The sequence below is a fragment of the Gemmiger sp. An50 genome (genome assembly GCF_002161595.1).
Taxonomy (GTDB): Bacteria; Bacillota; Clostridia; order Oscillospirales; family Ruminococcaceae; genus Allofournierella.
Window position 1 is genome coordinate 1 of the sequence record NZ_NFID01000012.1, and the last position, 24,417, is coordinate 24,417.

General features: G+C 61.8%; 19 protein-coding genes and 1 tRNA gene. 8 read left to right on the forward strand and 12 right to left on the reverse strand.

The genetic code is table 11. The annotated features are described in order from the left end of the window. Positions 1-1,198 (reverse strand): DUF3048 domain-containing protein (locus tag B5G03_RS11025; protein ID WP_087181756.1); only part of this gene is annotated, 1,198 nt, incomplete at its 3' end. 90 nt (positions 1,199-1,288) lie between these two features. After that, positions 1,289-2,494 (reverse strand): DUF3048 domain-containing protein, encoded by a 1,206-nt coding sequence (locus B5G03_RS11030; RefSeq protein ID WP_162613392.1) that lies wholly within the window; start codon positions 2,492-2,494, stop codon positions 1,289-1,291. Positions 2,495-2,942: 448 nt separating this feature from the next. Here B5G03_RS11030 and B5G03_RS11035 point away from each other — a divergent pair. Then, a tRNA-Lys gene (locus B5G03_RS11035) sits at positions 2,943-3,018 on the forward strand. Between the two features lie 188 nt (positions 3,019-3,206). Beyond that, positions 3,207-3,821: a hypothetical protein gene (locus B5G03_RS11040; protein WP_087181758.1), complete on the forward strand. Its 615-nt coding sequence runs from the start codon at positions 3,207-3,209 to the stop codon at positions 3,819-3,821. Positions 3,822-3,971: 150 nt separating this feature from the next. On the opposite strand, the gene B5G03_RS11045 is transcribed toward B5G03_RS11040, so the two are convergent. Further along, positions 3,972-4,229 (reverse strand): hypothetical protein, encoded by a 258-nt coding sequence (locus tag B5G03_RS11045; protein WP_140401680.1) that lies wholly within the window; start codon positions 4,227-4,229, stop codon positions 3,972-3,974. Positions 4,230-4,430: 201 nt separating this feature from the next. Continuing rightward, positions 4,431-6,365 (reverse strand): threonine--tRNA ligase, encoded by a 1,935-nt coding sequence (thrS, locus tag B5G03_RS11050; RefSeq protein ID WP_087181760.1) that lies wholly within the window; start codon positions 6,363-6,365, stop codon positions 4,431-4,433. A 679-nt stretch (positions 6,366-7,044) separates the two neighbouring features. Between thrS and rny the strand changes: the two genes are divergently transcribed. Further along, on the forward strand, positions 7,045-8,592 hold the full coding sequence (gene rny, locus B5G03_RS11055) for a ribonuclease Y (protein ID WP_087181761.1): 1,548 nt from the start codon (positions 7,045-7,047) through the stop codon (positions 8,590-8,592). Positions 8,593-8,738: 146 nt separating this feature from the next. Next, on the forward strand, positions 8,739-9,908 hold the full coding sequence (locus B5G03_RS11060; RefSeq protein ID WP_087181762.1) for an MFS transporter: 1,170 nt from the start codon (positions 8,739-8,741) through the stop codon (positions 9,906-9,908). A gap of 76 nt (positions 9,909-9,984) precedes the next feature. On the opposite strand, the gene B5G03_RS11065 is transcribed toward B5G03_RS11060, so the two are convergent. The 3 genes from B5G03_RS11065 to B5G03_RS11075 form a co-directional block, all read right to left on the reverse strand. Next, positions 9,985-10,335: a hypothetical protein gene (locus B5G03_RS11065; RefSeq protein WP_087181763.1), complete on the reverse strand. Its 351-nt coding sequence runs from the start codon at positions 10,333-10,335 to the stop codon at positions 9,985-9,987. Positions 10,336-10,428: 93 nt separating this feature from the next. Then, positions 10,429-11,379 (reverse strand): TIGR03943 family putative permease subunit, encoded by a 951-nt coding sequence (locus tag B5G03_RS11070; RefSeq protein WP_087181764.1) that lies wholly within the window; start codon positions 11,377-11,379, stop codon positions 10,429-10,431. A 22-nt stretch (positions 11,380-11,401) separates the two neighbouring features. Continuing rightward, a complete protein-coding gene (locus B5G03_RS11075; protein ID WP_087181765.1) occupies positions 11,402-12,622 on the reverse strand; it encodes a CobW family GTP-binding protein in 1,221 nt (406 codons plus the stop codon). A gap of 491 nt (positions 12,623-13,113) precedes the next feature. Between B5G03_RS11075 and B5G03_RS11080 the strand changes: the two genes are divergently transcribed. Both B5G03_RS11080 and B5G03_RS11085 read left to right on the forward strand, forming a co-directional pair. Continuing rightward, the gene (locus B5G03_RS11080; RefSeq protein ID WP_087181766.1) at positions 13,114-14,898 is read left to right on the forward strand and encodes an aminopeptidase P family protein; all 1,785 of its coding nucleotides are present in this window, start codon (positions 13,114-13,116) and stop codon (positions 14,896-14,898) included. Positions 14,899-15,050: 152 nt separating this feature from the next. Continuing rightward, positions 15,051-16,595 carry an amidase domain-containing protein gene (locus B5G03_RS11085; protein ID WP_162613393.1) on the forward strand — a complete coding sequence of 515 codons (1,545 nt, stop codon included), beginning with the start codon at positions 15,051-15,053 and terminating at the stop codon, positions 16,593-16,595. A gap of 115 nt (positions 16,596-16,710) precedes the next feature. Here B5G03_RS11085 and B5G03_RS11090 read toward each other — a convergent pair whose 3' ends face one another. Further along, complete coding sequence (locus B5G03_RS11090; RefSeq protein WP_087181768.1) at positions 16,711-17,556, reverse strand: glycosyltransferase family 2 protein; 846 nt, start codon at positions 17,554-17,556, stop codon at positions 16,711-16,713. Between the two features lie 222 nt (positions 17,557-17,778). Between B5G03_RS11090 and B5G03_RS11095 the strand changes: the two genes are divergently transcribed. Beyond that, on the forward strand, positions 17,779-19,272 hold the full coding sequence (locus tag B5G03_RS11095; protein WP_087181769.1) for a carboxypeptidase M32: 1,494 nt from the start codon (positions 17,779-17,781) through the stop codon (positions 19,270-19,272). Between the two features lie 353 nt (positions 19,273-19,625). Then, positions 19,626-20,924, forward strand: a complete 1,299-nt coding sequence (locus B5G03_RS11100) for an MATE family efflux transporter (protein WP_242962421.1) — start codon at positions 19,626-19,628, stop codon at positions 20,922-20,924. A 47-nt stretch (positions 20,925-20,971) separates the two neighbouring features. Here the strand turns inward: B5G03_RS11100 and B5G03_RS11105 are convergent, their stop codons facing one another. The 4 genes from B5G03_RS11105 to B5G03_RS11120 all read right to left on the reverse strand — a co-directional run bounded on the left by B5G03_RS11105 (position 20,972) and on the right by B5G03_RS11120 (position 24,287). Next, positions 20,972-22,450: a hypothetical protein gene (locus B5G03_RS11105; protein ID WP_087181770.1), complete on the reverse strand. Its 1,479-nt coding sequence runs from the start codon at positions 22,448-22,450 to the stop codon at positions 20,972-20,974. A 236-nt stretch (positions 22,451-22,686) separates the two neighbouring features. Further along, positions 22,687-23,022 (reverse strand): DUF2500 domain-containing protein, encoded by a 336-nt coding sequence (locus B5G03_RS11110; RefSeq protein WP_087181771.1) that lies wholly within the window; start codon positions 23,020-23,022, stop codon positions 22,687-22,689. 225 nt (positions 23,023-23,247) lie between these two features. Continuing rightward, positions 23,248-23,571 carry a branched-chain amino acid transporter permease gene (locus tag B5G03_RS11115; RefSeq protein WP_087181772.1) on the reverse strand — a complete coding sequence of 108 codons (324 nt, stop codon included), beginning with the start codon at positions 23,569-23,571 and terminating at the stop codon, positions 23,248-23,250. Beyond that, entirely contained in the window at positions 23,568-24,287 is a 720-nt protein-coding gene (locus B5G03_RS11120; RefSeq protein WP_242962422.1) for an AzlC family ABC transporter permease, read from the reverse strand. The genes B5G03_RS11115 and B5G03_RS11120 overlap by 4 nt, the downstream gene beginning before the upstream one ends. Between the last annotated feature and the right edge of the window lie 130 nt (positions 24,288-24,417).

The following is a 24,417-nucleotide window of genomic DNA, read 5'->3' on the forward strand; positions in this document are numbered from 1 at the left end:
GTTCCGGGGTGGGCTCCGGCGTGGGTTCCGGGCTGGGGGTGGGCACGGCAGTGGGCAGTGGAGCAGGAGCCGACGGCAGAGTCTGCTCGGCGCCCGAGGCGTCCAGCAGCTTCAGGCTCTGGCCCTCAAAGCCACCGTAAATGCCCATATAAGTGCGGCCGGGCTGCACATTCAGCATGCTGCCGCTCTCGTCATACAGTTTCAGAGGAGCCATGGCGTCGCCCTTCTCCCAGCGGATGGTCTGCACGCCGCCGCCGGACAGATACAGTCCCTGCCCGCCGCTCAGGTCATACTGGTGGGTCACGCCGTTGTCCTTCATACCGCTGGAAGCCATGAGCAGGATCACATTGGAGAACCGGACCTCGCTGTCGTCCGGGCGGCCCGCGTCAGTCTGGGGCGTGTCGCCCTCCCGCAGGTAGTAGCGCTCATCCTCCGTGTTATAGACCAGACGGGCGGTGCGCTCGCTGCCGTAGGTGATGGCCAGCTCGTAGCCCTGGGTGTTCTGGGGCACGCTGCCCTCGGCAAACTGGAAGAAGCTGTGGGTCTCGCCCTCGCTGCTCTGGCCGTACAGCTCCAGCGCGCCGGGCAGCAGGCTGCTGGTGGTGTACCAGCTGTACTGCTCCGCATAGATCTTGGCCCGGTCCTTGTCCAGGTCAAAGGCGGTGGTACCGGTGTACACACCGTCCAGCGGCTGATAGTTATAATAGTTCACCAGGTTGGAGGCATACGCATCGCTGCCCACGTACATGGGGATCGCCTGCAGCGGCATCACCATCTGCAAAAACAGATCGCGGCCCTGGCCCACCGGGCCCACCTTCAGCAGGGCGTCCGGCCCGTCGTACAAAGCCATCAGCCAGGTGTCCTGCCCTTCGGTGTTGGCTTCGATCAACAGCTCGGTATCCCCGATGCCCCACTGGGGCCAGGCTGCCTTGTCGTTGTAGAGCATCACCGCCACCGGGCGCTGGCCATAATATTCGGTCTGGCGGCCGGACAGCGCGCTGATGCCCTCGGCAGGCATCGGCATATCGTTCTCTGTTTCCGGCAGCTGCGGCGCCTGGGGCTCAGCCTGCGAGGAGGCCGCCTGGCTGGATGCAGTCTGGGACGACGCCTGCGCCTGGGAGGAATCCGCTCCCTTGCCGCAGCCGGCCAGCAGCGCCAGGCTCAGCACCAGCGCCGCCGCTTTGTAGCATGCTTTCATCTTGTGTTTCCCCTTCCCCTGTTTGTTGCTCTGAAAAGTGTAAAACAGGGCCTGTCCATTTTGGCAGACAGGCCCTGGATCAGACTATGATCAATCGTCGCTTTCCACGAAGGTCTCGCTGGTGGGCGCTTCCTGGGTGTCCTGCGCGGTGGCCAGCGGCTCCCACTCGAAGCGCTCGGCCTCGTCGATGTCCACCACGGTCACATAGCTCTTGCCGCAGTTGATCTTGAAGGGCTCCTGGGTGTCGAAGGTGACCAGCCGCAGGGACTCCAGCGGGGTGCCCTTCTCCCAGCGGATCTTCTCGATCTTGCCGCCGTAGCAGTAGTAGCCAACGCCGCCCCAGCTGTACTCGGCGTACTGCAGGTCCTTGGCCTCGTGGCCGGGATAGGTGTGGATGTCGGTGAACAGCACGATCACGTTGTCGAACATGAGCTGCTGGTCGTTGTTTTCATCAATGGTATCCCGGTAGCTGCCCAGGCTGGAGTAGTACTGTGCCATTTTGTACTGGCCCAGAGAGGCGTCGTAGTCGAACTGGGTGCGGTAGCTCTGGGAGTGACGGACGGTCACCCGCTCGGCGGTGTTGTCGCCGTCCACGAAGCTGCCCGCCGGGATCACGGCCGGGTCGCGGTAGTCCACAAAATCAAAGAAGGTGGAGTTGTAGCTGCGGCGGTCGTCGATGTTCTGACTTTCAATGTACTCGGCAATCTTTTCGCCGTTGGTGTAGGCAGTGTGCTCCTTGGCCACCGTGTTGCCCGCCCAGTTGCGGCGGTTGGAATCACGGTAGATCAGGCCGGCGGCGGTGTTGCCCTCCAGGTCCCACTCCTCGTAGTCGTAGTCCTTGATGTACTGGCGCTGCACCACGCTCTGGCCCACATGCACATACAGGGGCTGCCAGGGCAGAACCAGGCGGAAGAACTGGTCGCGGGCGGAACGGATGGGTCCGATCTCAGGAATGTCGTTGTAATCGGTGAACAGGGCCATAAAGCGGGTGATGCCGCCTTCCACCTTGATCTCGAACAGGATGTCCGCCGCAGAAAGGCCGCGCTGAGGCCGGCAGGCCTGGATGTTGTTCACCATCACGCCGGTGATGCGTTCGCCTTCCGGGTAGTCGATGTCCTTTTCGTAGCCGGTAAGTACCTGGGCCTCGTAGGGCTCCGGAGTGGGCTCCGGCGTAGCAGCAGGGCTGGATGCACCCTGACCGCCCTCACCGCTGGCAGTTTCGCCGCTGCCGCCACAGGCGGTGAATACGCTGGCCGCCATGAGAACAGCCAGTACGACACTCATCAATCGCTTCATGTAATTCTCTCCATTTGTCTGTGTATTTTTTGCACAGGCCGCAGCCGGGGCGCACCCATGCGGAAAGCCCTTATCATCGCGCCGGGAGCAGGCTGCTCCCATTTTTCCCATTTTACTCCCACGCCGAATCGTTGTAAAGCAAACGGAAATTTTTACGCACTTTCGCCAAAATCCCAAGAAAAAGTTTGTATATCCAACCTATTGAAACCTTTTTCCCAGGGCTTTGGTGTGGAGATCAAACCGGACCTCCACGCCCCAACCGCTCATTTTTGAAACGATGGGCCACTACTATCATACTCATTTTTGCGTCGTTTGTAAACACTTTGTAATTTTTACCGGTCAATTTTTCTCTCTTTAACGGCCTGGCCACCGAGCCGCTTTCTTTTTTGCAAAAAGTGCTTGACAAAGTTTTTTTCGGCTGATATAATAAACAAGCTGTAAACAGCGTGAATCATTAGCTCAGTCGGTAGAGCATCTGACTTTTAATCAGAGGGTCCGGAGTTCGAGTCTCCGATGGTTCACCAAAAAATCCCGGATGCGAAAGCATCCGGGATTTTTCTGCTTTTCAAAATCCTCGTTCCTTGTTTCTCCCCGCAATCGTCGCAAAACTGTAAGATTTCCATGGTTTACATCTGCGGAAGCTTCCACTATATTGAAATTAGAACGAGGGCCCGTCTCCTCGTTTTGATACACGGAAGGAGTGTGAGCGCAGATGAAAAAGACCTTTGCAGCCATTCTTTCAGCCTGCATCCTGGCAGCTGATTTGCTTATGGTCCCCGTCTTTGCCCTGGAAGCGGAGCTTTTGGACCAGGCCGCCAAAGAAGCCCTGTACGAAGAGTATCAGACCATTGCCCAGCAGGTGGCGCAAGAAACCGGGCAGGAGATCTCGCTGCTGCCCATGGACAAATTCACCCAGGAGGACTGGCGCACGCCGGAGGAATTCCGCGCGATGCTCACCGCGGTTGCCGACTGGGATCTGAGCGGCTCCTTCTGTGCCCCGGACCAGCCCCGTTCCACCATCGCCGCAAGGACCTCCACCCTCACGGCCGACGGGCAGGAGCTCAATCTGACCATCACAGGAAGTTTTGAAACCACATACAGTCCGGCCAGCAGGCGGCAGCATTTTCTGGCAGCCGGTTCCCTGGACTCGGAAGTGACCGGCTGCCCTGCCGCATGGACGCAGACCGATTCCGAGACTTACCTTCTGGATGGAGCAAGGACCTGCGCGGTCACCGTTTGGGGAGACCTCACCATTTCCGGCGCTGTCTTTGAAAATCGGATGGCCCACGCGGAATTCTACTGCACGGCAAACGGCGCCGTTTATTGAGCCTCTTTCCCTTTTGCCTGCATCGTCCCGGAAACAAAATCCCCCGCACCTCATCCGCTGAGGCCGGGGGATTTTTCCTTCTTCACTCTTCACTTTTCACTCCCCTAGCCTTTCTCACCAAGGCCGGGGGATTTTTCTTTGCCCGCGTTTTCAGCTCTGTTTGGAATCGCGGCGGGCGGTGCGCTTTTTCCGGGCGATCTCCGCAGTGATGATGCCCAGCGCCGCCAGCGCAAAGACCACGCCCCAGATCACGGTTCCAGTCTCCCCCGTCGGGACCTGCGTCGCCTGCTGCGTTCCGGCAGCCAGCGCGCCGGGCGCAGCGCCGAAGACCAGCAGCAGCACGCCCGCCAAGGCCGCCAAAGTGCGCAGAGAGCCGATCATCCAGTCGGTCCGTTGTCTTTTCTTCATCCTTCATTTCCCCCTCGCTGTTCCGTTTTCTTCTGCTTTCAGTTTAGACCTGTCGGGGCGGCGGGTCTATCGCTTTTGGGTGAAAGGGGTGTAAAGTTCCGGTCAAATTTTTCCGGGCTGGCCAAACCATGCAAAAAGAGCCGCATCCGGTTGGATGCGGCTCTTTGTTTGCGCGTAAATCTGCTTGCACAGGGGACGCGATCAGCGCTCCTTGGTGGCGATCTCGGTGAGGATCTGGCCGATGAAGGCGTCGGCGGTCATCACGCCGCCCTTTTCCTCCTTGCGGGCACGCACGGCAACCAGGCCCTCTTCCATCTCCTTGTCGCCCACGACCAGCATGTAGGGGATCTTCTTGAGCTGGGCCTCGCGGATCTTGTAGCCCATCTTCTCGCTGCGGTAGTCGGTGTCCACACGGATGCCGGCGGCCTCCAGCTTGTTGTGCAGCTCACGGGCATAGGCGTGCTGGCGCTCGGTGATGGGGATGATCTCCACCTGAGTGGGCATCAGCCAGGTGGGCAGAGCACCGGCGTACTTCTCCAGCAGCAGAGCCAGGGTACGCTCGTAGCAGCCGATGGAGGTGCGGTGGATGATGTAGGGGGTGTGCTCCTGACCATCCTCACCCACATAGGTCATGCCGAACTTCTGAGCCAGCAGCATGTCGATCTGGATGGTGATGAGGGTGTCTTCCTTGCCGAACACGTTCTTGATCTGGATGTCCAGCTTGGGACCGTAGAAGGCGGCCTCGTCGATGCCCACCTTGTAATCCAGGCCCAGGTGGTCCAGGATCTTCTTCATCAGGCCCTGGGCTTCCTCCCACTGCTCAGCGGTGCCCTCGTACTTGTCCTTGCGGTTGGGGTCCCACTGGCTGAAGCGGTAGCTTACGTCCTCGCCCAGACCCAGGGTATCCAGCATCTCCTTGGCCAGCTCCAGGCAGCCGCGGAACTCCTCCTCCAGCTGGTCGGGGCGCAGCACGATGTGGCCCTCGCTGATGGTGAACTGACGCACGCGGATCAGGCCGTGCATCTCGCCGGAATCCTCGTTGCGGAACAGGGTGGAGGTCTCGCCCAGACGCATGGGCAGGTCACGGTAGCTGCGCTTGCGGTTCAGGTAGACCTGGTACTGGAAGGGGCAGGTCATGGGACGCAGAGCAAAGCACTCCTTGGTCTCGTCGTGGGGATCGCCCAGGATGAACATGCCGTCCAGGTAGTGGTCCCAGTGGCCGCTGATCTTGTACAGGTCGCGCTTGGCCATCAGGGGGGTCTTGGTCAGCAGGTAGCCCCGCTTCTGCTCGGTGTCCTCCACCCAGCGCTGCAGCAGCTGGATGGCGCGGGCGCCGTTGGGCAGCATGACCGGCAGGCCCTGGCCGATGGCCTCCACGGTGGTGAAGTACTCCAGCTCACGGCCGATCTTGTTGTGGTCCCGCTTGAGGGCCTCTTCCTGCTGCTTCAGGTACTCCTCCAGCTCGCTGGCCTTGGGGAAAGCAATGCCGTACATGCGGCACAGGCTGTCCCGGCTGGAGTCGCCACGCCAGTAGGCGCTGGTGGCCTGGGTCAGCTTCACGGCCTTCACCGCGCCGGTGCTCATCAGGTGCGGGCCTGCGCACAGGTCCACGAAGTCGCCCTGCTGGTAAACGCTCAGCTCCCAGCCCTTCTCGGCGTACTCCTCCAGCAGCTCCAGCTTATAGGGCTGACCGGCGAAGATCTCGCGGCCCTCCTCCACGGTGATGATGCGCTTCTCCACCGGCAGGTCCGCCTTGGCGATCTTCTTCATCTCGGCCTCGATGGCGGCAAACTGGTCCGGGGTAAAGGGCTTCACGCCGCCGATGTCGTAGTACCAGCCGCTCTCCAGAGCAGGGCCGATGCCGAAGTGGGCTTCGGGGTACAGATGCTGGATGGCCTGAGCCATCACATGGGCAGCGGTGTGCCAGAAGGCGTGCTTGCCCTCGTCGTCGGCAAAGGTCAGGATCTCCAGCGCGCAGTCCTTGTCCAGCACGGTGCGCAGGTCGCACACCTGGCCGTCTACCTTGGCGGCGCAGGCGCTCTTGTACAGGCCCATGCCGATGCTCTTGGCCACCTCAGCGGCGGATACGCCCGCCTCAAACTCCTTGACGGTGCCCTTCAAATCAACTTTGATCATAACTATTCGACCTCCCGTTTGATCGCTTCGCCCAAAGGGGCGAAAAAGAAAAAATGCCCCATCCCGTAAAACAATAACGGGATGAAGCATCTGAAAGCTCCACGGTTCCACCCGAATTGCGCGCCTTTTTGGCACGCCCACTCGTTTGGGCGATAACGGGCCCTTGCCGGCGGGGGTTCGCCCCCGCGCTCCGCGGTGGTAAGCTGTGGGGGCACCTGCGCGCAGCCGCTCTCAGCACGCCTCCCAGGGGGAAGCGGCGGCCTTCTCTATCCGCGTGTTGCCCGCCCGCTCATGTCCGCATCTGCGCTTTTGCGGGATAGGTTCAGCCTTATCTTATACCTTCCCTTCGGGATTGTCAATATTTCTTGACAATTTGTGAACTCGTCATTAAAATAAATAGTAAGTATATTAGATGATTAGCCGCAGGGTCCGCCCTGCTTTTTGTGAAATATGCGCAAGATACTGTGAGTATTTCCAAACGAACACCGGCAGCATGCCCTGCTGCCTTGCAATATCCAATCCAGCCCGTTTGCATCCTTTCCGCCGCACCGCCTGTGCGGCGGTATCGTTGTGCTGCGTGCCGTTCGTTCCAGGTCCCGCAACCAGCCGGTCTGCCCCTGCACCATGGCGGTCATCTCAGATACCATTTCTATTTGAGGAGTTGAAAACATTGCCATCCATGATCGTATTGGTACTGGTGGCAGTCGTTGCAATCGCCGTCGGTGTGGCCGCAGGCTTTTTTCTTGGCCAGAGCTACCGCCGCAAAACCGCTGAAGCAAAGATCGGCAGCGCCGAAGAAGAAGCAATGCGGATTGTGAACGACGCCATCAAGACCGCAGAACAGAAACGCAAAGAGACCGTGATCGAGGCCAAGGACGAAGCCCTGCGCATGAAGACCGAGGCCGACAAGGAAATCAAAGAGCGCCGCAGCGAGCTGAGCCGCCAGGAGCGCCGTCTGGACCAGAAGGAGGAATCCCTGGACAAGAAGGTGGCCGCTCTGGAGCAGAAGGAAGAGGAGCAGCGCCGCCGCAGCGAGCTGGTGGAAGCAAAGCTGGACGAACTGGAACAGCTGAAGCTGCGCCAGATGGAAAAGCTGGAGACCATTGCCGGTCTGACCCAGGAGGACGCCAAGCACCTTTTGCTGAACCGCCTGGATCAGGAGCTGACCCACGAGAAGGCCATGCGCATCAGCGCCTATGAGGCCAACCTGAAGGACGAGTGCGACGTTATGGCCCGCGAGATGATCGGCCAGGCCATCGCCCGCTGCGCCGCCGACCATTCCAGCGAGACCACCGTGAGCGTGGTTCCCCTGCCCAACGACGAGATGAAGGGCCGCATCATCGGCCGCGAGGGCCGCAACATCCGCGCCCTGGAGACCGCCACCGGTGTGGACCTGATCATCGACGACACCCCCGAGGCCATCACCCTGTCCAGCTTCGACCAGGCCCGCCGCGAGGTGGCCCGCATGACGCTGGAGCGCCTGATCGCCGACGGCCGCATCCACCCCGCCCGCATTGAGGAGACGGTGGAGAAGTGCCGCCGCGAACTGGAGCTGTCCATGAAGCGTGAAGGCGAGCGCGCGGTGATGGAGGTGGGCATCCACGGCATCCATCCCGACATCGTGAAGCTGCTGGGCCGCTTGAAGTTCCGCACCAGCTTCGGCCAGAACGTGCTGAACCACTCTCTGGAGGTTTCCTATCTGTCCGGCCTGCTGGCTGGCGAGATGGGCGTGAACGTGACTCAGGCCCGCCGTGCCGGTCTGCTGCATGACATCGGCAAGGCCCTGGACCACGAGATCGAAGGCAGCCACATCCAGATCGGTGTGGAGATCGCCCGCAAGTACAAGGAGAACCCCGCCGTGATCCACGCCATCGAGGCGCACCACGGCGATGTGGAGCCCAAGACTCCGCTGGCCTTCATCGTGATGGCCGCCGACGCCATCAGCGCCGCCCGTCCCGGCGCCCGCCGCGAGAACCTGGAAAGCTACATCAAGCGGCTGGAGAATCTGGAAGAGATCAGCTGCAGCTTCGAGGGCGTGGAGAACGCCTTTGCCGTGCAGGCTGGCCGCGAGGTGCGCATCATGGTAAAGCCGGACGCCATCAGCGACGACCAGCTGATCCTGCTGGCCCGTTCCATCACCAAGAAGATCGAGGAAGAGCTGGATTACCCCGGCCAGATCAAGGTGAACGTGATCCGCGAGAGCCGCGCGGTGGAATACGCCAAGTAAGATTCCAACCATACAACGAGCCCCCGGTGGAAAAATCTCCGCCGGGGGCTTTGCTTTTGCCTGCGTCGGTGCTATAATCGGCGTTGTGCTTGCACAAACATGGCCGGGGCGGTACAAGCGCTTCGGCAAAAAGAGGGGTGCGTTTTATGACTTCGCTGCTTTTGGCGGTGATCTATCTTTCCTTTATCAGTCTGGGCCTGCCGGATTCCCTGCTGGGCTCCGCCTGGCCCACCATCTACCAGCAATTCCAGGTACCGGTGTCCTACGCGGGAATCCTTTCCGCCATCATCGCGGTGGGGACCATCGTGTCCAGCCTGCAGTGCGACCGGCTGATCCGCCGGTTCAGCGCCGGGGTGATCACCGCGGTGAGCGTGGCAGCCACCGCCCTGGCCCTGTTCGGCTTTTCCATCAGCAGCTCCTTCTGGATGCTCTGCCTGTGGGCGGTCCCCTACGGGCTGGGCGCGGGCTGCGTGGACGCGGCGCTGAACAACTATGTGGCCCTGCACTACGCCAGCCGCCACATGAGCTGGCTGCACTGCATGTGGGGCGTGGGCGCTTCCATCGGACCGGTCATCATGGGCCTTGCCCTCACCGGCGGCAAGGGCTGGACCGGCGGCTACCGGTATATCGCCCTGTTGCAGACTGTTCTGGTGGTTATCCTTGCATTGAGCCTGCGGCTCTGGGCAAAGCCGGACCAGCAGAGCGAAACCCACCAGAACGCGCCGCTGAGCCTGCGAGAAATCATTGCTATTCCCGGGGCGAAGGCCATTCTGACCGCCTTTTTCTGCTACTGCGCTCTGGAGCAGACCTGCGCGCTGTGGGCCAGCAGCTACCTGACCCTCCACCACGGCCTGAGCGCCGAACAGGCTGCCAGCTGGGCCAGCCTGTTCTTCTTCGGCATCACCGCCGGACGGGCAGCCAGCGGCTTTTTGACCATGCGCTTTTCCGACACCCAGCTGATCCGGCTGGGGCAGGCGGTGATCCTGGCGGGCATCTTCTGCCTGTTCCTGCCCTTTGGCAGCCGTCCCGCCCAGGTCGGCCTGGTGCTCGTGGGGCTGGGCTGCGCGCCTATCTACCCCTGCGTGATCCACTCCACCCCGGCCACCTTCGGGGCCGAGCGGTCCCAGGCGCTGATCGGGGTACAGATGGCCAGCGCCTATGTGGGCACCTGCCTGATGCCTCCCCTGTTCGGGCTGATCGCCAACCACATCAGCATCGGGCTGTATCCGGTGTTCCTGCTGGCGATTCTGGCGGTGATGGCTGTATCCTACCACCGGCTCACCACCGGGCGGAAGGCTCCGGCAAACGAAGCTTAAATTCCAACCGACATAAGAAAACCGGCCTGCGGATACAATTTCCGCAGGCCGGTTTTTTTGTACTTTTCGCAGAGACTCAGCCCTGGCAGCCCAGATCGTCCCAGTCGCCGAAATCCTCAGCGCTGGCGATGCGGGTGGGGTCCAGCTTGCCGTTCTCATCCAGCGGCTTTTCCGCCGCACCCAGGGTCACCGGATTGGTGTTGGGGCCCCGGTCCGGGCGCTGGGGGTAAACGGTCGGCTCCGGCTGAGGCTCCTCGCTGGCAGCCTTCTCCGGCTCGGCCTGAGCGGGCTGCTCCGGCTCGGTGGGCACCTCCACATACTCGCCCTCGATGTGAGAGCTCTTGTTGTAATCGTTCAGCAGCTTATAGGCCACAGCGCCCGCAGCAATGCCCAGAACGATGGAAATCAGTCGTTTGAAAAATCCCATGAATACTCCCTCCTTTTTGAGTAGTATACCACAGGGCCCGCCCCGGCGCAAACCCGGGAACGGGCCCTGTTTGTTTTGCTTTTCTTCGGCCGGTCAGCTGAAGGTGACCACGTCGTCCTTCAGGGGCTGGGCGGCCTCTACCGACAGAGCAGTGAGCACCGGACCCTTGCCGCCGAACAGGGGGTGGAACTGCACCCGCACCTTGGCGGTGATCTTGATCCAGCTGCGCTGGGCCAGCTTTTTGGCCTCGTCGTACTTGCAGGGGAAGCCCACGAACTGGATGTCCTGCACGCAGCAGGTCATGGCGAAGCGGCCGGGCACGAACTGATTCTGGCCCACCCGGGGCGTCTGGCAGACCTGGGCGGTGAAGCGCACGGTCTTGCCCGCGTACTTCTCCGGGTCCTCGCTGGCATCCAGATACCAGACGCCGAAGTCCTCGTCGCCGATCTCGATCACATCCGCGTTGATGTCGAAGGGCAGCTCGTCCGGCAGCTGGTCGTAGGCCACGCTGCCGTCGGTGTATTCGTAGGCGATGTCGCACCGGCGGCTGGCCTGGCGCACCGCCTTGTGTACGAACTCCTGGTCCTCGGCGGTCAGGCCGTCGGCCCGGTTCACCACCAGCAGCTCGCACTGGGCGAACTTGTCCAGGAACAGCTGGCGCATGTTGTCGAAGTACATGCGGAAGGTGTTCGCGTCGGCGGTGCCGATGGTCTGGTAGATGACCCAGTTCTCCGGCATGGCCTCGTACAGCTCCTGCACCATCCACATGCCGTTGTATTCGATCACCACCCGGCCCGCGCCGGTCTTTTTCACCAGCTCGGCCAGATGGGTGGGGTTCAGCTGCTCCTTGTCCTCAATGAGCTCCACGCTCACGCCGCCGAAGGCGAACTTGTCGGCGTTGTATTCCTCTTCGCCCTCCTCGCACACCAGCAGCAGAGTCTTGTCGCCGGAGTCAAACTGGGGGTCCTCCATGGTCTCCTGCACAAAGCGGGTCTTGCCGCTTTCCAAAAAGCCCAGGAACAGATATACCGGAATCTCTTTCACGTTACCTCTCCCTCCCTGCGGCTCAGGCCAGATGGAACAGCTGCTCCAGGGCAGCCTCGTCCAGCTTGGAGCCGATCACGCACAGGCGGCCGGTCACATCCGCAGCGCCGCCGCGCACGTCGGCTTCGCCGGGCACATGGTCAAAGTAGATCCAGCCCTCCGCGCCGGGCAGGATGCCCTTGGCGCGCAGCACCACGCCGTACTTGCCGCTGTCCAGCTCTTCCAGAGCGTTGCGGATCTCCTCCTCGGTGAACACCCGGGCAGTCTCGCGGCCCCAGCTGGTGAACACCTCGTCGGCGTGATGGTGGTGGTGATGGTCGTGGTCATGGCCGCAGCCGCAGCTGCACTCGCCGTCATGATCGTGATGATGATGCTCATGGTCATGGTCGTGACCGCAGCCGCACTCCTCGTCATGATCGTGATGATGGTGCTCATGGTCATGATCGTGGCCGCAGCTGCACTCCTCGTCGTGATCGTGGTGATGGTGCTCGTGCTCATGGTCGTGACCGCAGCCGCACTCCTCATCGTGGTCGTGATGATGGTGATGCTCATGCTCGTGGTCGTGGCCGCACTCCTCGCCATGCTCGTGGTGATGGCCGCACTCGGGGCAGATCTGAGTCTCCTCCAGCAGCTCCTTCACGAAGTCCCGCTTGGACTCCATGGCCGCCACGATCTGCTCGCCCTTCAGCTGGTTCCAGTCGGTGGTGACGATGGTGGCCTCGGGGTTCTTCTCCCGGATCATGGCCACGGCGCGGGCGATCTTGTCCTCGCTGGCGGCGCCGGTACGGCTCAGGATGATGGCGTTGGCATGGCCGATCTGGTCGTTGTAGAACTCACCGAAGTTCTTCATGTACAGCCGCACCTTGTTCACGTCGGCCACAGTCACAAAGCTGTTCAGCTGCACGTCCCGCTCGGCGGCGATGCCCTGCACGGCCTTGGTCACGTCGCTCAGCTTGCCCACGCCGGAGGGCTCGATCAGAATGCGGTCGGGCTGATACTGGTCGATGACCTTCTTCAGAGCCTCCCGGAAGTCGCCCACCAGGCTGCAGCAGATGCAGCCGGAGTTCATCTCGGTGATCTCGATGCCGGCCTCCTTCAGAAAGCCGCCGTCGATGCCGATCTCACCGAACTCATTCTCGATGAGCACCAGCTTCTGGCCCGCGTAGGCCTCGGCGATCAGCTTCTTGATGAGCGTGGTCTTGCCGGCGCCCAGAAAACCGGAAAAAATATCAATCTTGGTCATGGTATATTGTCTCCTTTTATCTTGGGGAACCCTGCACGATTCACGGCCGGGATTGCCCTTGCGCAGAGCCGCCCCGCCGGGGCATATTCCCGCCCCCGGGCCGCCTGCTGAAAAACGGTCGTTCCGTTTCTTATTATACTATCTTTGTCAAGGTCATTGCGCGGTTTTCTCCGGTGTTCTTTTTGCGAAATTTTGCGTTTTTGCGTCCCGGTCCCTTTTAAAACCTGCTTTACCGTGTTAATATAAATTTAGGCAACACCGCACAATTCACGCCCCAGGGCTCAGGTGGTGTATCGCGCCAAAATTTTCCGTGATATTTTGCAAAAATGCTTGCCAATCCACCAAGGATTGGCTGTGCTTTTTGCTTCATCTCACAAAAAATTTTCCGGCGTGCTCCACCACCCGGAATTATGCGGTATCGCCTCTTAACACGATTTTGCGCGGCGGACGCGGGATGCGTCCGCTGTGGGAAAAGAGGTAAAACAGATCTCATGAAAACCACCAACGAAAAAATCGCCCAGCTGCGGGCGGCCATGCAGGCCGCCGGGGCGAATGCCTGCCTGATCCCCTCGTCGGACCCCCATTCCAGCGAGTACCTGCCCGACCACTGGAAGGCCCGGGCCTACTTCTCCGGCTTCACCGGCAGCATGGGCACCCTTGTGGTGACCGATACCGCCAGCGCCCTCTGGGCCGACGGCCGCTACTTCATCCAGGCTGAGCGCCAGCTGGCCGGAAGCGAGATTCAGCTGCAAAAGATCGCCGTGGAGGGTACCCCCACCGTGACCGAATATCTGGTGGACGCCCTGGGCGAAGGCCAGGTGCTGGCTCTGGACGGCATGGTCACCCCCACCGCCACCGTGCAGGAGCTGGAAAAGGCCCTGGAGAAAAAGGGCGCGAAGGTGCTGTCCGTTGATCTGGTCAGCCCCATCTGGGAGGACCGGCCCCCGGTTCCCTCCACCCCCGCCTGGCTGGTGGATGCCGAAACCGCGGGTGCCTCCGCTGCGGAAAAGCTGAGCCGCCTGCGCGGCAAGCTGGCCGAAGCCGGCGCCGGCGCCATGGTGGTCTCCCGGCTGGACAGCGTGGCCTGGCTTTTGAACCTGCGTGCCGCCGACCTGGACTGCACTCCCTTTGCCCTGGCCTACTGCTTCGTGACCACCACCAACGCCACTCTGTTCATCGACCAGAGCCGCCTGCCCGAGGAGGCTGTTGCCGCTCTGCGTGCCCAGGGCGTGGGTGTGGAGAGCTATGACCGGCTGCTGGGCACCCTGACCGGCTACCATCACAACCGGGTGATCCTGGTGGACGGCTCCACCAACTGGGCCATCTACAGCGCTGTGTGCCAGAACCCCAACTTCACGGTGAAGATGGGCGAGGACCCCATCCAGGCCATGAAGGGCGTGAAGAACGCCGCCGAGATCAAGAACCTGATGAACTGCCACGTGAAGGACGGCGTGGCCATGGTGCGCTTCCAGATCTGGCTGGAGGAGCAGCTGGCCGCGGGCGAGACCCTCACCGAGGTGGATGTGGACCGCAAGCTGATGGAGCTGCGCGCCGCTCAGCCCGGCAACCTGGGCGTGAGCTTCGACACCATCGCCGCCTACGGGGCCAACGCCGCCATGATGCACTACCATGCCACCCCGGACAACTGCACCAAGCTGGAGAAGCGTGGCTTCTTGCTGGTGGACAGCGGCGGACAGTACAACGACGGCACCACCGACATCACCCGCACCTATGCGCTGGGTGAGCTGACCGACAACGAGCGCACCTACTACACCTACGTGCTCAAGAGCCACATCGACATCGCCAAGTTCCAGTTCCTGTCCGGCTGCACCGGCGGCAACCTGGATGTGATGGCCCGTGCCGCGGTGTGGCAGCACGGCATCGACTACCGCTGCGGCACCGGCCACGGCGTGGGCTTCATCGGCGGCGTACACGAAGGACCCCAGAGCCTGCGCGTGACCAATCATGTGCCCTTCGAGCCCGGCATGACCATCACCGACGAGCCCGGCATCTACGAAGAGGGCGAGGTGGGCATCCGCATTGAGAACGAGCTGCTGTGCGTGGAGCGGGTGAAGAACCAGTACGGCCAGTTCCTGGGCTTCGAGTCCATGACCCGCTGCCCCATCGACCTGACCCCGGTTCGCCCCGAGCTGCTGGACGCGGACGAGAAGGCCTGGCTGAACGCCTTCCATGCCGAGACCTACCGGGATCTTGCCCCCCTGCTGACCGAAGCGGAAACCGCATGGCTGGCCGAAAAGACCAAACCCCTGGCTTAATTTATCCCAAAGCCCCTGGTGAAAACCGGGGTCTTTTTTTGCGTCCCGCCGCCAAAATTTACAACTTTGCGTCTCCCTTCGATACAGTTTCGTTACATCGGCGCGGTATAATACGTCTAATAGAAATATACCGCCAAAGGAGGAACGAGACGATGGCCAATCCCCCCGAAAGTTGGAAATACCATTCCGGGGCAAGCCGCCAGCGCACGCCGCGCCAGCCGGCCCAATCGGCTCAGCCGGTTCGCCGCGCCCCCGCAAGACGCGCCGCGCCCCGCCGTTCCTCTCTGGAAGCCCGTTACGCACCCCAAGCCCAAAAGCGGCAGGTACGCCGCCCCGCTCCCCCGCAGCCCGCTGCACAGCGTCCCGTGCAGCGGCGGGCCAATCCGGCCCGGCCCGCCCGCCGCAAACGCCGCGCTTCCCCGCTGCCCTGGGCTCTGGCCGCTCTGGTCAGCTGCCTGATTTTAGGCTTTACCTATGTCTGGTCCGCCCGCGAGGCCCTGCCCGTCGGGGCGGATGTCTCCGGGGCTGTGAGTCAGCCCGAACCAGCGCCCGCCCCATCGGTGGGCGAATGCGTGTTCCGCTCCGGCGGCGACGAGCTGCCCCAGGAAGTGCAGGATACCCTGACCGAATGGTTCGTGCGCTGCTACGATGCCTCCGCCCGGCTGGAAGCCCCGGAGCTGGACGATCTTTACGGCCCGGGCGCAGCGGCCCAGGAGGCCTGCCTGCTGGATGAGGCCAGCGTGGACTTCATCAGTCAGGTGCGTGCCATGCAGCCGGTGGACCTGACCATGACCGGCTTCACCATCGGCCTGACGGTGGAGGAAACCAGCTGGGAGAGCGACGGCGGCTGCACCGTGACCCTGCAGGAGGATGACCAGATCCAGTTCGCTTTTCTGAACGGCCGCACCAGCTCCAGCTGCGGCATCGAGAACACCTTCACCTTCTCCGCCGACGGCAAGATCCTGGCCCACGAAAAGACCGAGGACGGCTTCAACCTGGTGCGGGATGTGTACAGCCATCAGTCCTCCAGCGGTGAGGCCGGAATCAAGAGCACGCTGAGCCAGCTGATGAGCGCCGCCAAATCGGATGTGGACAAGCTGGCCAGCCAACGCCAGGAATATCTGGCGAATCCCTCCGGCCAGAGCAGTATCCAGGCTTGCAACATGGCTTATGACCGGCAGGCGGCGGTGGATTACGCCCGCCAGTGGGTGGGGCTGACCGCAATGACCCGCAACCCCAAATGGGGCATCTACGATGACTACGGCGGCAACTGCAACAACTTCACCTCCCAGTGCCTGTACGCGGGGGGCATCCCCATGGACATCTACGGCTACGACACCCAGCAGTGGAAATGGTACAGCGACGTGCCCAACTCCTATTCCGAGGCCCGGGGCCGTTCCTCCAGCTGGAGCGGTGTGGATGAATTTTACACCTACGTGAACGAGAACAGCGGCTACGGTCTGGCAGCCGAGGCGGATGGCAACCTGTACACCGCCCAGCCCGGCGACGTGCTGCAATACGGGGCGGACGGCGAGTGGAAGCACTCGGTGCTGGTGACCGAGGTGGTCAACGACGCCAACGGCCAGCCGGTGGAATTCCTCATCGCCTCCAACACCACCGACCGGATCGACTGGCCCATGAGCGCCTACGCCTACGCGGACGTGCGGCTGATCCATGTTCTGGGCTATAACAACTGAGGCAACACCGCATCATTCACGCCGAACGGCTCAGGCGGTATTTCCTTGTAACAAAGCGAGCCTGCCGCGGGAGCATTCCCGGGCAGGCTCGCTTTCTTCGTTCTCGCTTGTTGGTTCAGGCCTCGGCCACTGCCACCAGATATTTGTAGATCTGCAGCTTGTTCTCCTCGTAAAGGCCCAGCTCCTCATAGAGCTTTTTGTAATAGGCAAACAGGCTGGCCTTGGTGGAGAGCATCTTCACCGTGTTGCGCAGCCCCAGCTGGGTGGCGGTGATGCTCTGGGGATTCTGCACGTAGTAATACACCGGCTGTTCCAGCGCATAGAAGCGGGAGGCATACCGGATGTATTCCAGATTGAACAGCAGGTCCTCGCTCCAGCCCAGCTCCACGTTGCACTGGATGTTGTGGTTATGTACAATATCCCGCCGGTAGAGCTTGTTCCACATCACGCCATAATAAAAGCTGGCGGGCTCCTTCATCAGGCCCTTGGCAAAGGCGGTCTTGTCGTAAAAGCCCGCGTCCAGAAAGCCGTACTGCTCGATGGTCTGGTAGCTGTCCTCCTCGGTTTTCGCGAAGAGAGGCTTGTGGTTTTCCACCCGGTAGTAGGGCGCGATCACCAGATCGGCGGTGTGCTGCTCCGCCTTTTCCACCAGCAGGCGGGTGGCGTCCGGAGCAAGGTAATCATCACTGTCGGCAAATTGCAGGTATTTGCCGGTGGCCATCGAGATGGCCAGATTCCGGGTGGCGGACACCCCGCTGTTGGCCTTGTCGATGAGCAGGATGCGTTTGTCCACCCGGGCGTACATGTCCGCCACCTGCAGGCTCACGTCGCTGCTGCCGTCGTTCACCAGAATGATCTCCAGGTTCTGATAGCTCTGCTTGCGGATGCTCTCCACGCAGCGGGCGATGTGAAGCTTCGCGTTGTAGACCGGCACGATCACGCTGACCAGCGGCTGCTCCATCCTTGATTCCCCCTTCGGTATGAATTGTTCCTCTGCTTTTCAGTGTAGTGCATCCGGCGGCGAAAATCAACCGCATCCGTCCGGCTTTGCCGCAGCTTTTGCGAGGGATTTGTATTTTGGGCCGCCAGCCGGTATAATAGCAGAAAAAGCCCCTGCGTTCCGGCATGGCGAACAGTCGGGCCGGGCGCGGGCGAGTTTGCCCACAAAGGAGTGACCATTTTTATGATGACCGAGACCATGCAGGCCCTGCGGGACCTGCAAAAGAAGCTGTACGCCTTTCAGTTCGCGCTGAATGTGATCGACTTCGACGCCCAGACCGTGGCCCCCAGTGAGAGCTACCCCGGCCGCGGCGAGGCGCTGGAGGTGCTGAGCGGCATCAAATACAGCCTGATTGCCGACCCCGCCCTTCCCGCTCTGCTGGAGAAGGCTCGCAATGAGGAGCGCACCGAGCAGGAGGCCGCCGAGGTGGCCGAGCTGCAGCGCCTGTACGACGAGACCAGCAAGATCCCCGCTCAGGAATACGCCGCCTTCGTGAAGCTGACCACCGCTGCGGTGAACGCCTGGGAGAAGGCCAAGGCCGCCAGCGACTTCTCGCTGTTTGCCCCCTATCTGGAGCAGATCGTGGACTACCGCCGCCGCACCGCCGCCTACTTCGACGCCAATAAGGCCCCCTACGACGTGTGGCTGGACCAGTACGAGAAGGGGCTGTCCATGGCTCAGTGCGACGCCTTCTTCGACCGGCTGAAGGCGGTGATCCAGCCACTGGTGAAGGAGATCAGCCAGCGGGGCGCGAAGATCCCCTGCGATTTCCTGGAGGGCACCTGGCCCATTGAGGCCCAGAAGATGCTCTCGGCGGCTGTGATGAAGCTGATGGGCATTGACGAGGGCCACTGCGTGCTGAGCGAGAGCGAGCACCCCTTCACCACCGAGTTCTACAAGGGCGACGTGCGCATCACCACCCACTACCACGAGGATGACATGGCCAGCAACCTGTACTCGGTGATCCACGAGGGCGGCCATGCCCTGTATGAGCTGCACATGGCCGACCGCCTGCAGTACACCTGCCTGTCCGGCGGCGCGTCCATGGGCCTGCACGAGAGCCAGAGCCGTCTGTGCGAGAACTACCTGGGCCGCAGCCTGGGCTTTATCAAGAGCCTGTGGCCCACCCTCACCGAGCTGTTCCCCACCCAGCTGGCGGGCGTGACCCCCGAGGCCTTCTACAAGGCGGTGAACCAGTGCCAGCCCAGCCTGATCCGCACCGAGGCGGACGAGGTGACCTACTGCCTGCACGTGATGGTTCGCTACGAGCTGGAAAAGCGCCTGATGGACGGCTCTCTGGCGGTCAAGGACCTGCCCGCCGCCTGGAACGCTCAGATGAAGGAGCTGCTGGGCGTGGACGTGCCGGACGACGCCCACGGCGTGCTGCAGGACATCCACTGGGCCGGCGGCGACCTGGGCTACTTCCCCAGCTACGCGCTGGGCACCGCCTACGGCGCGCAGATGATGGCCGCCATGCGCAAGGACCTGGACGTGGACGGTCTGCTGGAGGCGGGCAACTGGGCCCCCATCACCGGCTGGCTGGAGGAGCGCATCTGGCAGTACGGCAAGGAAAAGACCCCCGCCCAGCTGCTGAAGAATGCCTGCGGCGGCGATTTCGACCCCAAGTTCTACACCGATTATCTGGTGGAGAAATATTCCGCCATCTACGAGCTGTAATCAGAATAGCTCCTTGCCTTTTGGGCCGGGCTTTGCTATACTGAGTAACGGAATTTAAGGCGATACCGCACAATTCCAGGTGGTGGAGCGCACCGGAAATTTTTTGTGATATGAACCAAAAAGCGCAGACAAGCCTTGGAGGCCCCGCGAGCATTTTTGGAAAACAGCGCGGAAAATTTTGGCGTGATACGCCGCCTGAGCCGTGAGGCGTGAATTATGCGGTGTTGCCTCAATACAAAAGCATGACGGGCGGCCACCGGGTCGCCCGTCAGGTGCCTGAACCTCTCCCGGTAGGTCGCAAGCAGGGAGGGGGGCAGGCACCTTTTTTGCTGTGAGGGAGGAAGTAGAAGACTGTGAACGTATTGCCCAAATTCTGCCGCTATGTGAGCGCCAACGTGCTGGGGATGCTCGGCCTTTCCTGCTACATTCTGGCAGATACCTTTTTCATCGCCAACGCCATCGGAGCGGACGGCCTGACCGCGCTGAACATCGCCATCCCGGTGTTCAACCTGATCAACGCGGCGGGTCTGATGACCGGCGTGGGCGGCGGTACCCGCTATGCCATTCTGCGGGCTCAGGGGGAGAACGATGCCGCCAACCGGCTGTTCAGCGGCATGGTGCTGTTGGCGGCGGGTGCGGGCTGCGCCCTGCTGGCCGTGGGCGCTGTGGCCGCCTGGCCTCTGGCCGCTCTGCTGGGTGCGGACGCGGTGACCCGGCCGCTGTGCAGCGTCTACCTGCGCACCATTCTCTGCTTTGCCCCCTTCTTTTTATTGAACAGCACCCTGCAGGCCTTTGTGCGCAATGACGGCGCGCCCCGGCTGGCCATGGCGGGCATGCTCACCAGCAGCCTTTCCAACGTGGTGCTGGACTGGGTGTTCATGTATCCGCTGGGGCTAGGCATGTTCGGCGCGGCCATCGCCACCTGCATTGCCCCCATCCTGAGCCTGTGCGTACTGGCCACCCACTTTGCCCGGCCCGCCAGTCAGCTGCGCTTTTCGGTGCGGGGCGCGGCGCTGCGGCCCGCTGCACGGGCGCTGAGTCTGGGCGCCTCCTCCTTTGTGTGTGAGCTGTCCTCCGGCGTGGTGCTGCTGGTGTTCAATCTGCTGATTCTGCACTTCACCGGTAACGTGGGCGTGGCGGCCTACGGCATCATTGCCAATCTGGCTCTGGTGGGGCTGGCCATCTTCACCGGCGTGGCCCAGGGCATCCAGCCCCTGACCAGCCACGCCTACGGCACAAACAACACCGCCGAGCTGCGTCAGCTGCTGCGGCTGGCGGTGGGTCTGGTGCTGGTGCTGGCGGTGGCCTGTTACCTGGCGGTGAACCTGTGGCCGGACCCGCTGATCGGCGCCTTCAACCGGGATGCCGACCCCCAGCTGGCAGACATCGCCCGCACCGGCATGCGCATCTATTTTGTGGGCTTCTTCTTCGCCGGGCCCAATCTGGTGCTGGCCGCCTATTTCAGCGCGGTGGACCGGCCGGGCCAGGGCTTTGGCGTGGCCATGATTCGGGGACTGATCGCCCTGATCCCACTGGCGCTGGTGCTGGCGGCGGTGCTGGGCATGACCGGCGTCTGGCTGGCTTACGTGCTGGCGGAGCTGTGCGGCCTGGGCGCCGCCCTGTTCTTTCTGACCCGGCGAAAAGCAAACTGAACATACAACAAAAGCCGTGAGGAAGCTTCCTCACGGCTTTTTCTATTTCAGTTTTTCCGGCCAATGCGCCGCTGCCGGGCCAGCCGCCACAGGGTGGCCGTGGCCAGCAAAATCAGCAGCGGGGTGAAATTGAAGGAATAGCGGGCCTTGGTCTCCCAGAAGCTCAAGAAGAGCATCAGCCCGAACACGCTCACCCGGGCCAGGGTCAGGGTGCCGGGACGAGCCCGCCGCACCGCGCCCACCGCGCCCGCCAGCACCAATCCCATGAGCAGGAACTGGTAGGCCTGGCAGTAGTAGACCATGGGCATGTAGCCGGGCTGGCCCTCCAGAATGAACCGGTGGGTCCAGTTGGCTTTGAGCGGGGTGGCCAGGAACTCCTGGGCGTCATACATTCCGTCGCCCCAGGTGATGGCCGCCTTACGGGTCATGAACTCCAGCTGCTCCAGCGGGCCACGGGAGGAATACTGCTCGATGATAAACTGCCGCAGCATCTGCCGCCGCTCTGCCATGGTGGGCAGGTCCTTGGCAGCCTGGCAGACCGGGTCGTTGTAATCGCCGTCACCGGTGCTGCCGTAGGCAAACCACAGCTCGATGGGGAAGCCCTCGGCGTCCTCCACCGAAAAGTCCAAAAGACCGCTGTGCTGCCAGGCTCGGTAGCCCGCATTCAGCCCGGCGAAGACCAGCGCCAGCACCAGCGCCCCGGCCAGCGCCTGGCGGGGCTTTTTCTCCAGAAAGAGCTGGATCACCAGCGCCACAACGATCACCGCCACGCTGCCCTTCACTGCGTAGCCCACAAAGGCCGCGGCCCCCATGGCCGCCAGCAGGGCGATGCGCACCGGACGGCGTGTTTCGCTCCGGTAGTAATTCCAGCACAGCAGCACCAGCAGCCCGAAGGGCAGGGACAGCGTATCGGAATAAAAGCAGGGCGCCCAGAGCACAAAGGGCAGGAAGCCCGCGCACAGCACAAAGGCCAGGGCCACGCCGCTGTTGTGGTGCAGAATGCGCCGGGCCAGCAGGCAGACCAGCAGCACCGCCAGCCAGATGGCCAGCACGTTCAGCACGATGCCCGCATAGATGCCCGCCTCGGTGTCCGGCGTGATGCCGAACAGCCCCGCCAGCTTATACCAGCCGGCGAGCAACAGCGCCAGGCCCAGATTGTTGTTGCAGATCACATAATAGGCTCCCCACACCTGGGGCACGCCGTCGTCCAGAAAATCCGGCAGGCTTTGCAGCACGGTGCTCATGTCCATGATGGGCACCTCGGCCAGCAAAAAGCCCAGCCAGCCCAGCGCAAGGCCATAGACCGCCAGCGCCGCGCCCAGCACCAGCCGGAACCGGCGGCGGGGCAGCTGATCCAGCAGCGGCAGCACGAAGCGGGCCAGGGCGAACAGCACCGCTCCCAGCACCGCGCCCGCCGCCAGCGCGGCCAGCCCGTTGTGCTGCCAGCGCAGCACGCTATTCAAAAAGACCCAGCCCCACACCAGGGCAAACCCCGCCGAAAAAATGCGGGTGAGCTGTTTCTGCATTCCCATTCTCCCCTGCCATATCTGCGCGCTTTGCCGGGGGCATAGGCAGACCCGCCGCACCGGCTTTTGACCGCAGTTTTTTCCTTATTGTATCACATCGCACCGGCAAAACAAAGAAAAAACCGGGAGTGTTCTCTATTCAAGAACACTCCCGGCAATTCCGTCTCATGATAAGGCGGGTTCAAAAGCCGCCCCCGGGCCGCTTGCTAAGCCCTGGTGCGAACGTTTTGCGTGGTTTAGGAAACAGCGCGCAGCTGGCCTTCGCCCTCTGCTTCAAACAGCTGCTGGCGGGGTACGAAGTACACGAACTCGCCGCCCCGATAGGTGAGCACGCCGCGCTCACCGGGCTGCAGCTGACGGGCGATGTGGGCAGGAATGGCAAATTCCACTTCCTGGCCGCGGGCGACGAAAACGCCCTTGTACTGACCCTCGCCGTTGGTCAGAATCCGCTTCACAGTGGCCATCAGGCTCACTTCACCCTTATTCGACTTTCCCTTGCCGGCCCATGCACGCAGCAGCGCGAATGCAGCACCCGCCGCCAACAGGCCCGATACGATCAGCATCCACTTCATGGAATTCCCTCCTCAATTTTAATTTTGTTCCATCCGCCGGGCCGCTGGCTCTGAGGGCCCCGTGCCGGTCGGTTTGAATGTCCGCTTGTACTTGTAAGACGATTGAGGACCGGGTTTTATTTCAACTCTTTCCAAAATTTTTTGAAAAATCAGAAAAATTTTTAAAAAAGCCGTTTTGTCCTCTACAAGAGAACACTTTTCCCCGGCAGCAGGGCAAATTCCTGCTCAGAACACCCATTGCACCAGCAGCATGTAGCAAACCGTACCCCCGGCGATGGAGACCAGCATTTGCTTTTTCCAGCGATGCAGGCCGATGGTGACCAGAATCGCGAGGATTTCCGGCAGTCCGTGGGTCCCGGCGGTCCACTGTACTCCTTTGAGGCAGTAGACCACCAGCATGCCGAAGATGGCCCCCGGCAGCGCCCGGCCCAGATACCGCACATAGGCCGGGACCTGACCGCCCCGGAACACCCAGAAGGGCAGAAACCGGGTGAGCATGGTGCCCAGCACACACAGGCCGATGGTGACGATCTGTTGGGTCAGGGTCATTGCGCATCCCCTCCTTCCGCCTGCATCCGGCCAATGGGCTTTTTGAAGACCGTGAGCAGGGCCAGAATGCAGCCCATAGCGGGCAGCAGGAAGGAATCCGCCCCGAACAGCGCCAGGCACACTCCGCTGGCCCCCAGGCCGATGAGCGAGGGCAGATGGGTCTTTTCCTTATCCCACTGTTCCAGAAAGATCACCACGAACATGGCGGTCATCACGAAGTCCAGACCGGTGGTATCGAAGGAAAGCAGCGACCCCGCAAGGCCGCCCAGCGCCGCGCCCGTCACCCAGTAGCTGTGGTTGAGCAGAGTCACCCAGAAATAAAACCAGCCCCGATCCACCCCTTCGGGAATTTCGGCGCTGCAGTTGATGGAAAAGCTCTCGTCACACATGCCGAAGATCAGATAATACCGTTTGAGGCCCAGACCCCGGTATTTTTCCAGCATGGCAATGCCGTAGAACAGGTGGCGGGCCTGGAGCATCAGCGCCACCAGAAAGGTCTGCAGGGGCGCAAAGGGCGCCAGCAGCATGGACACTGCCACAAACTCCAGCGAGCCGCCGAAAATGGTGAGCCCCATGAGCATGGGGTACCAGAAGGAAAAACCGGATACATTCATGTATATGCCGTAGGCCATGCCCAAGAACAAAAAGCCCGCCAGAATGGGCACCGTGTGGGGAAAGGCCGCGGCCAGCGCCCTGCGGCGCATTCCCTGCTGCATTGTATGTCAACTCCTTTTACGTGTTACCAGTTTAGCATTAAAAAGCCAAAAAGGCAAGCGCCGCCAACGCGGACGCAGAAAAGGCCCCCGCGTGGAGGAACCACGCGGGGGCCTTTGTCATACCCTAAGC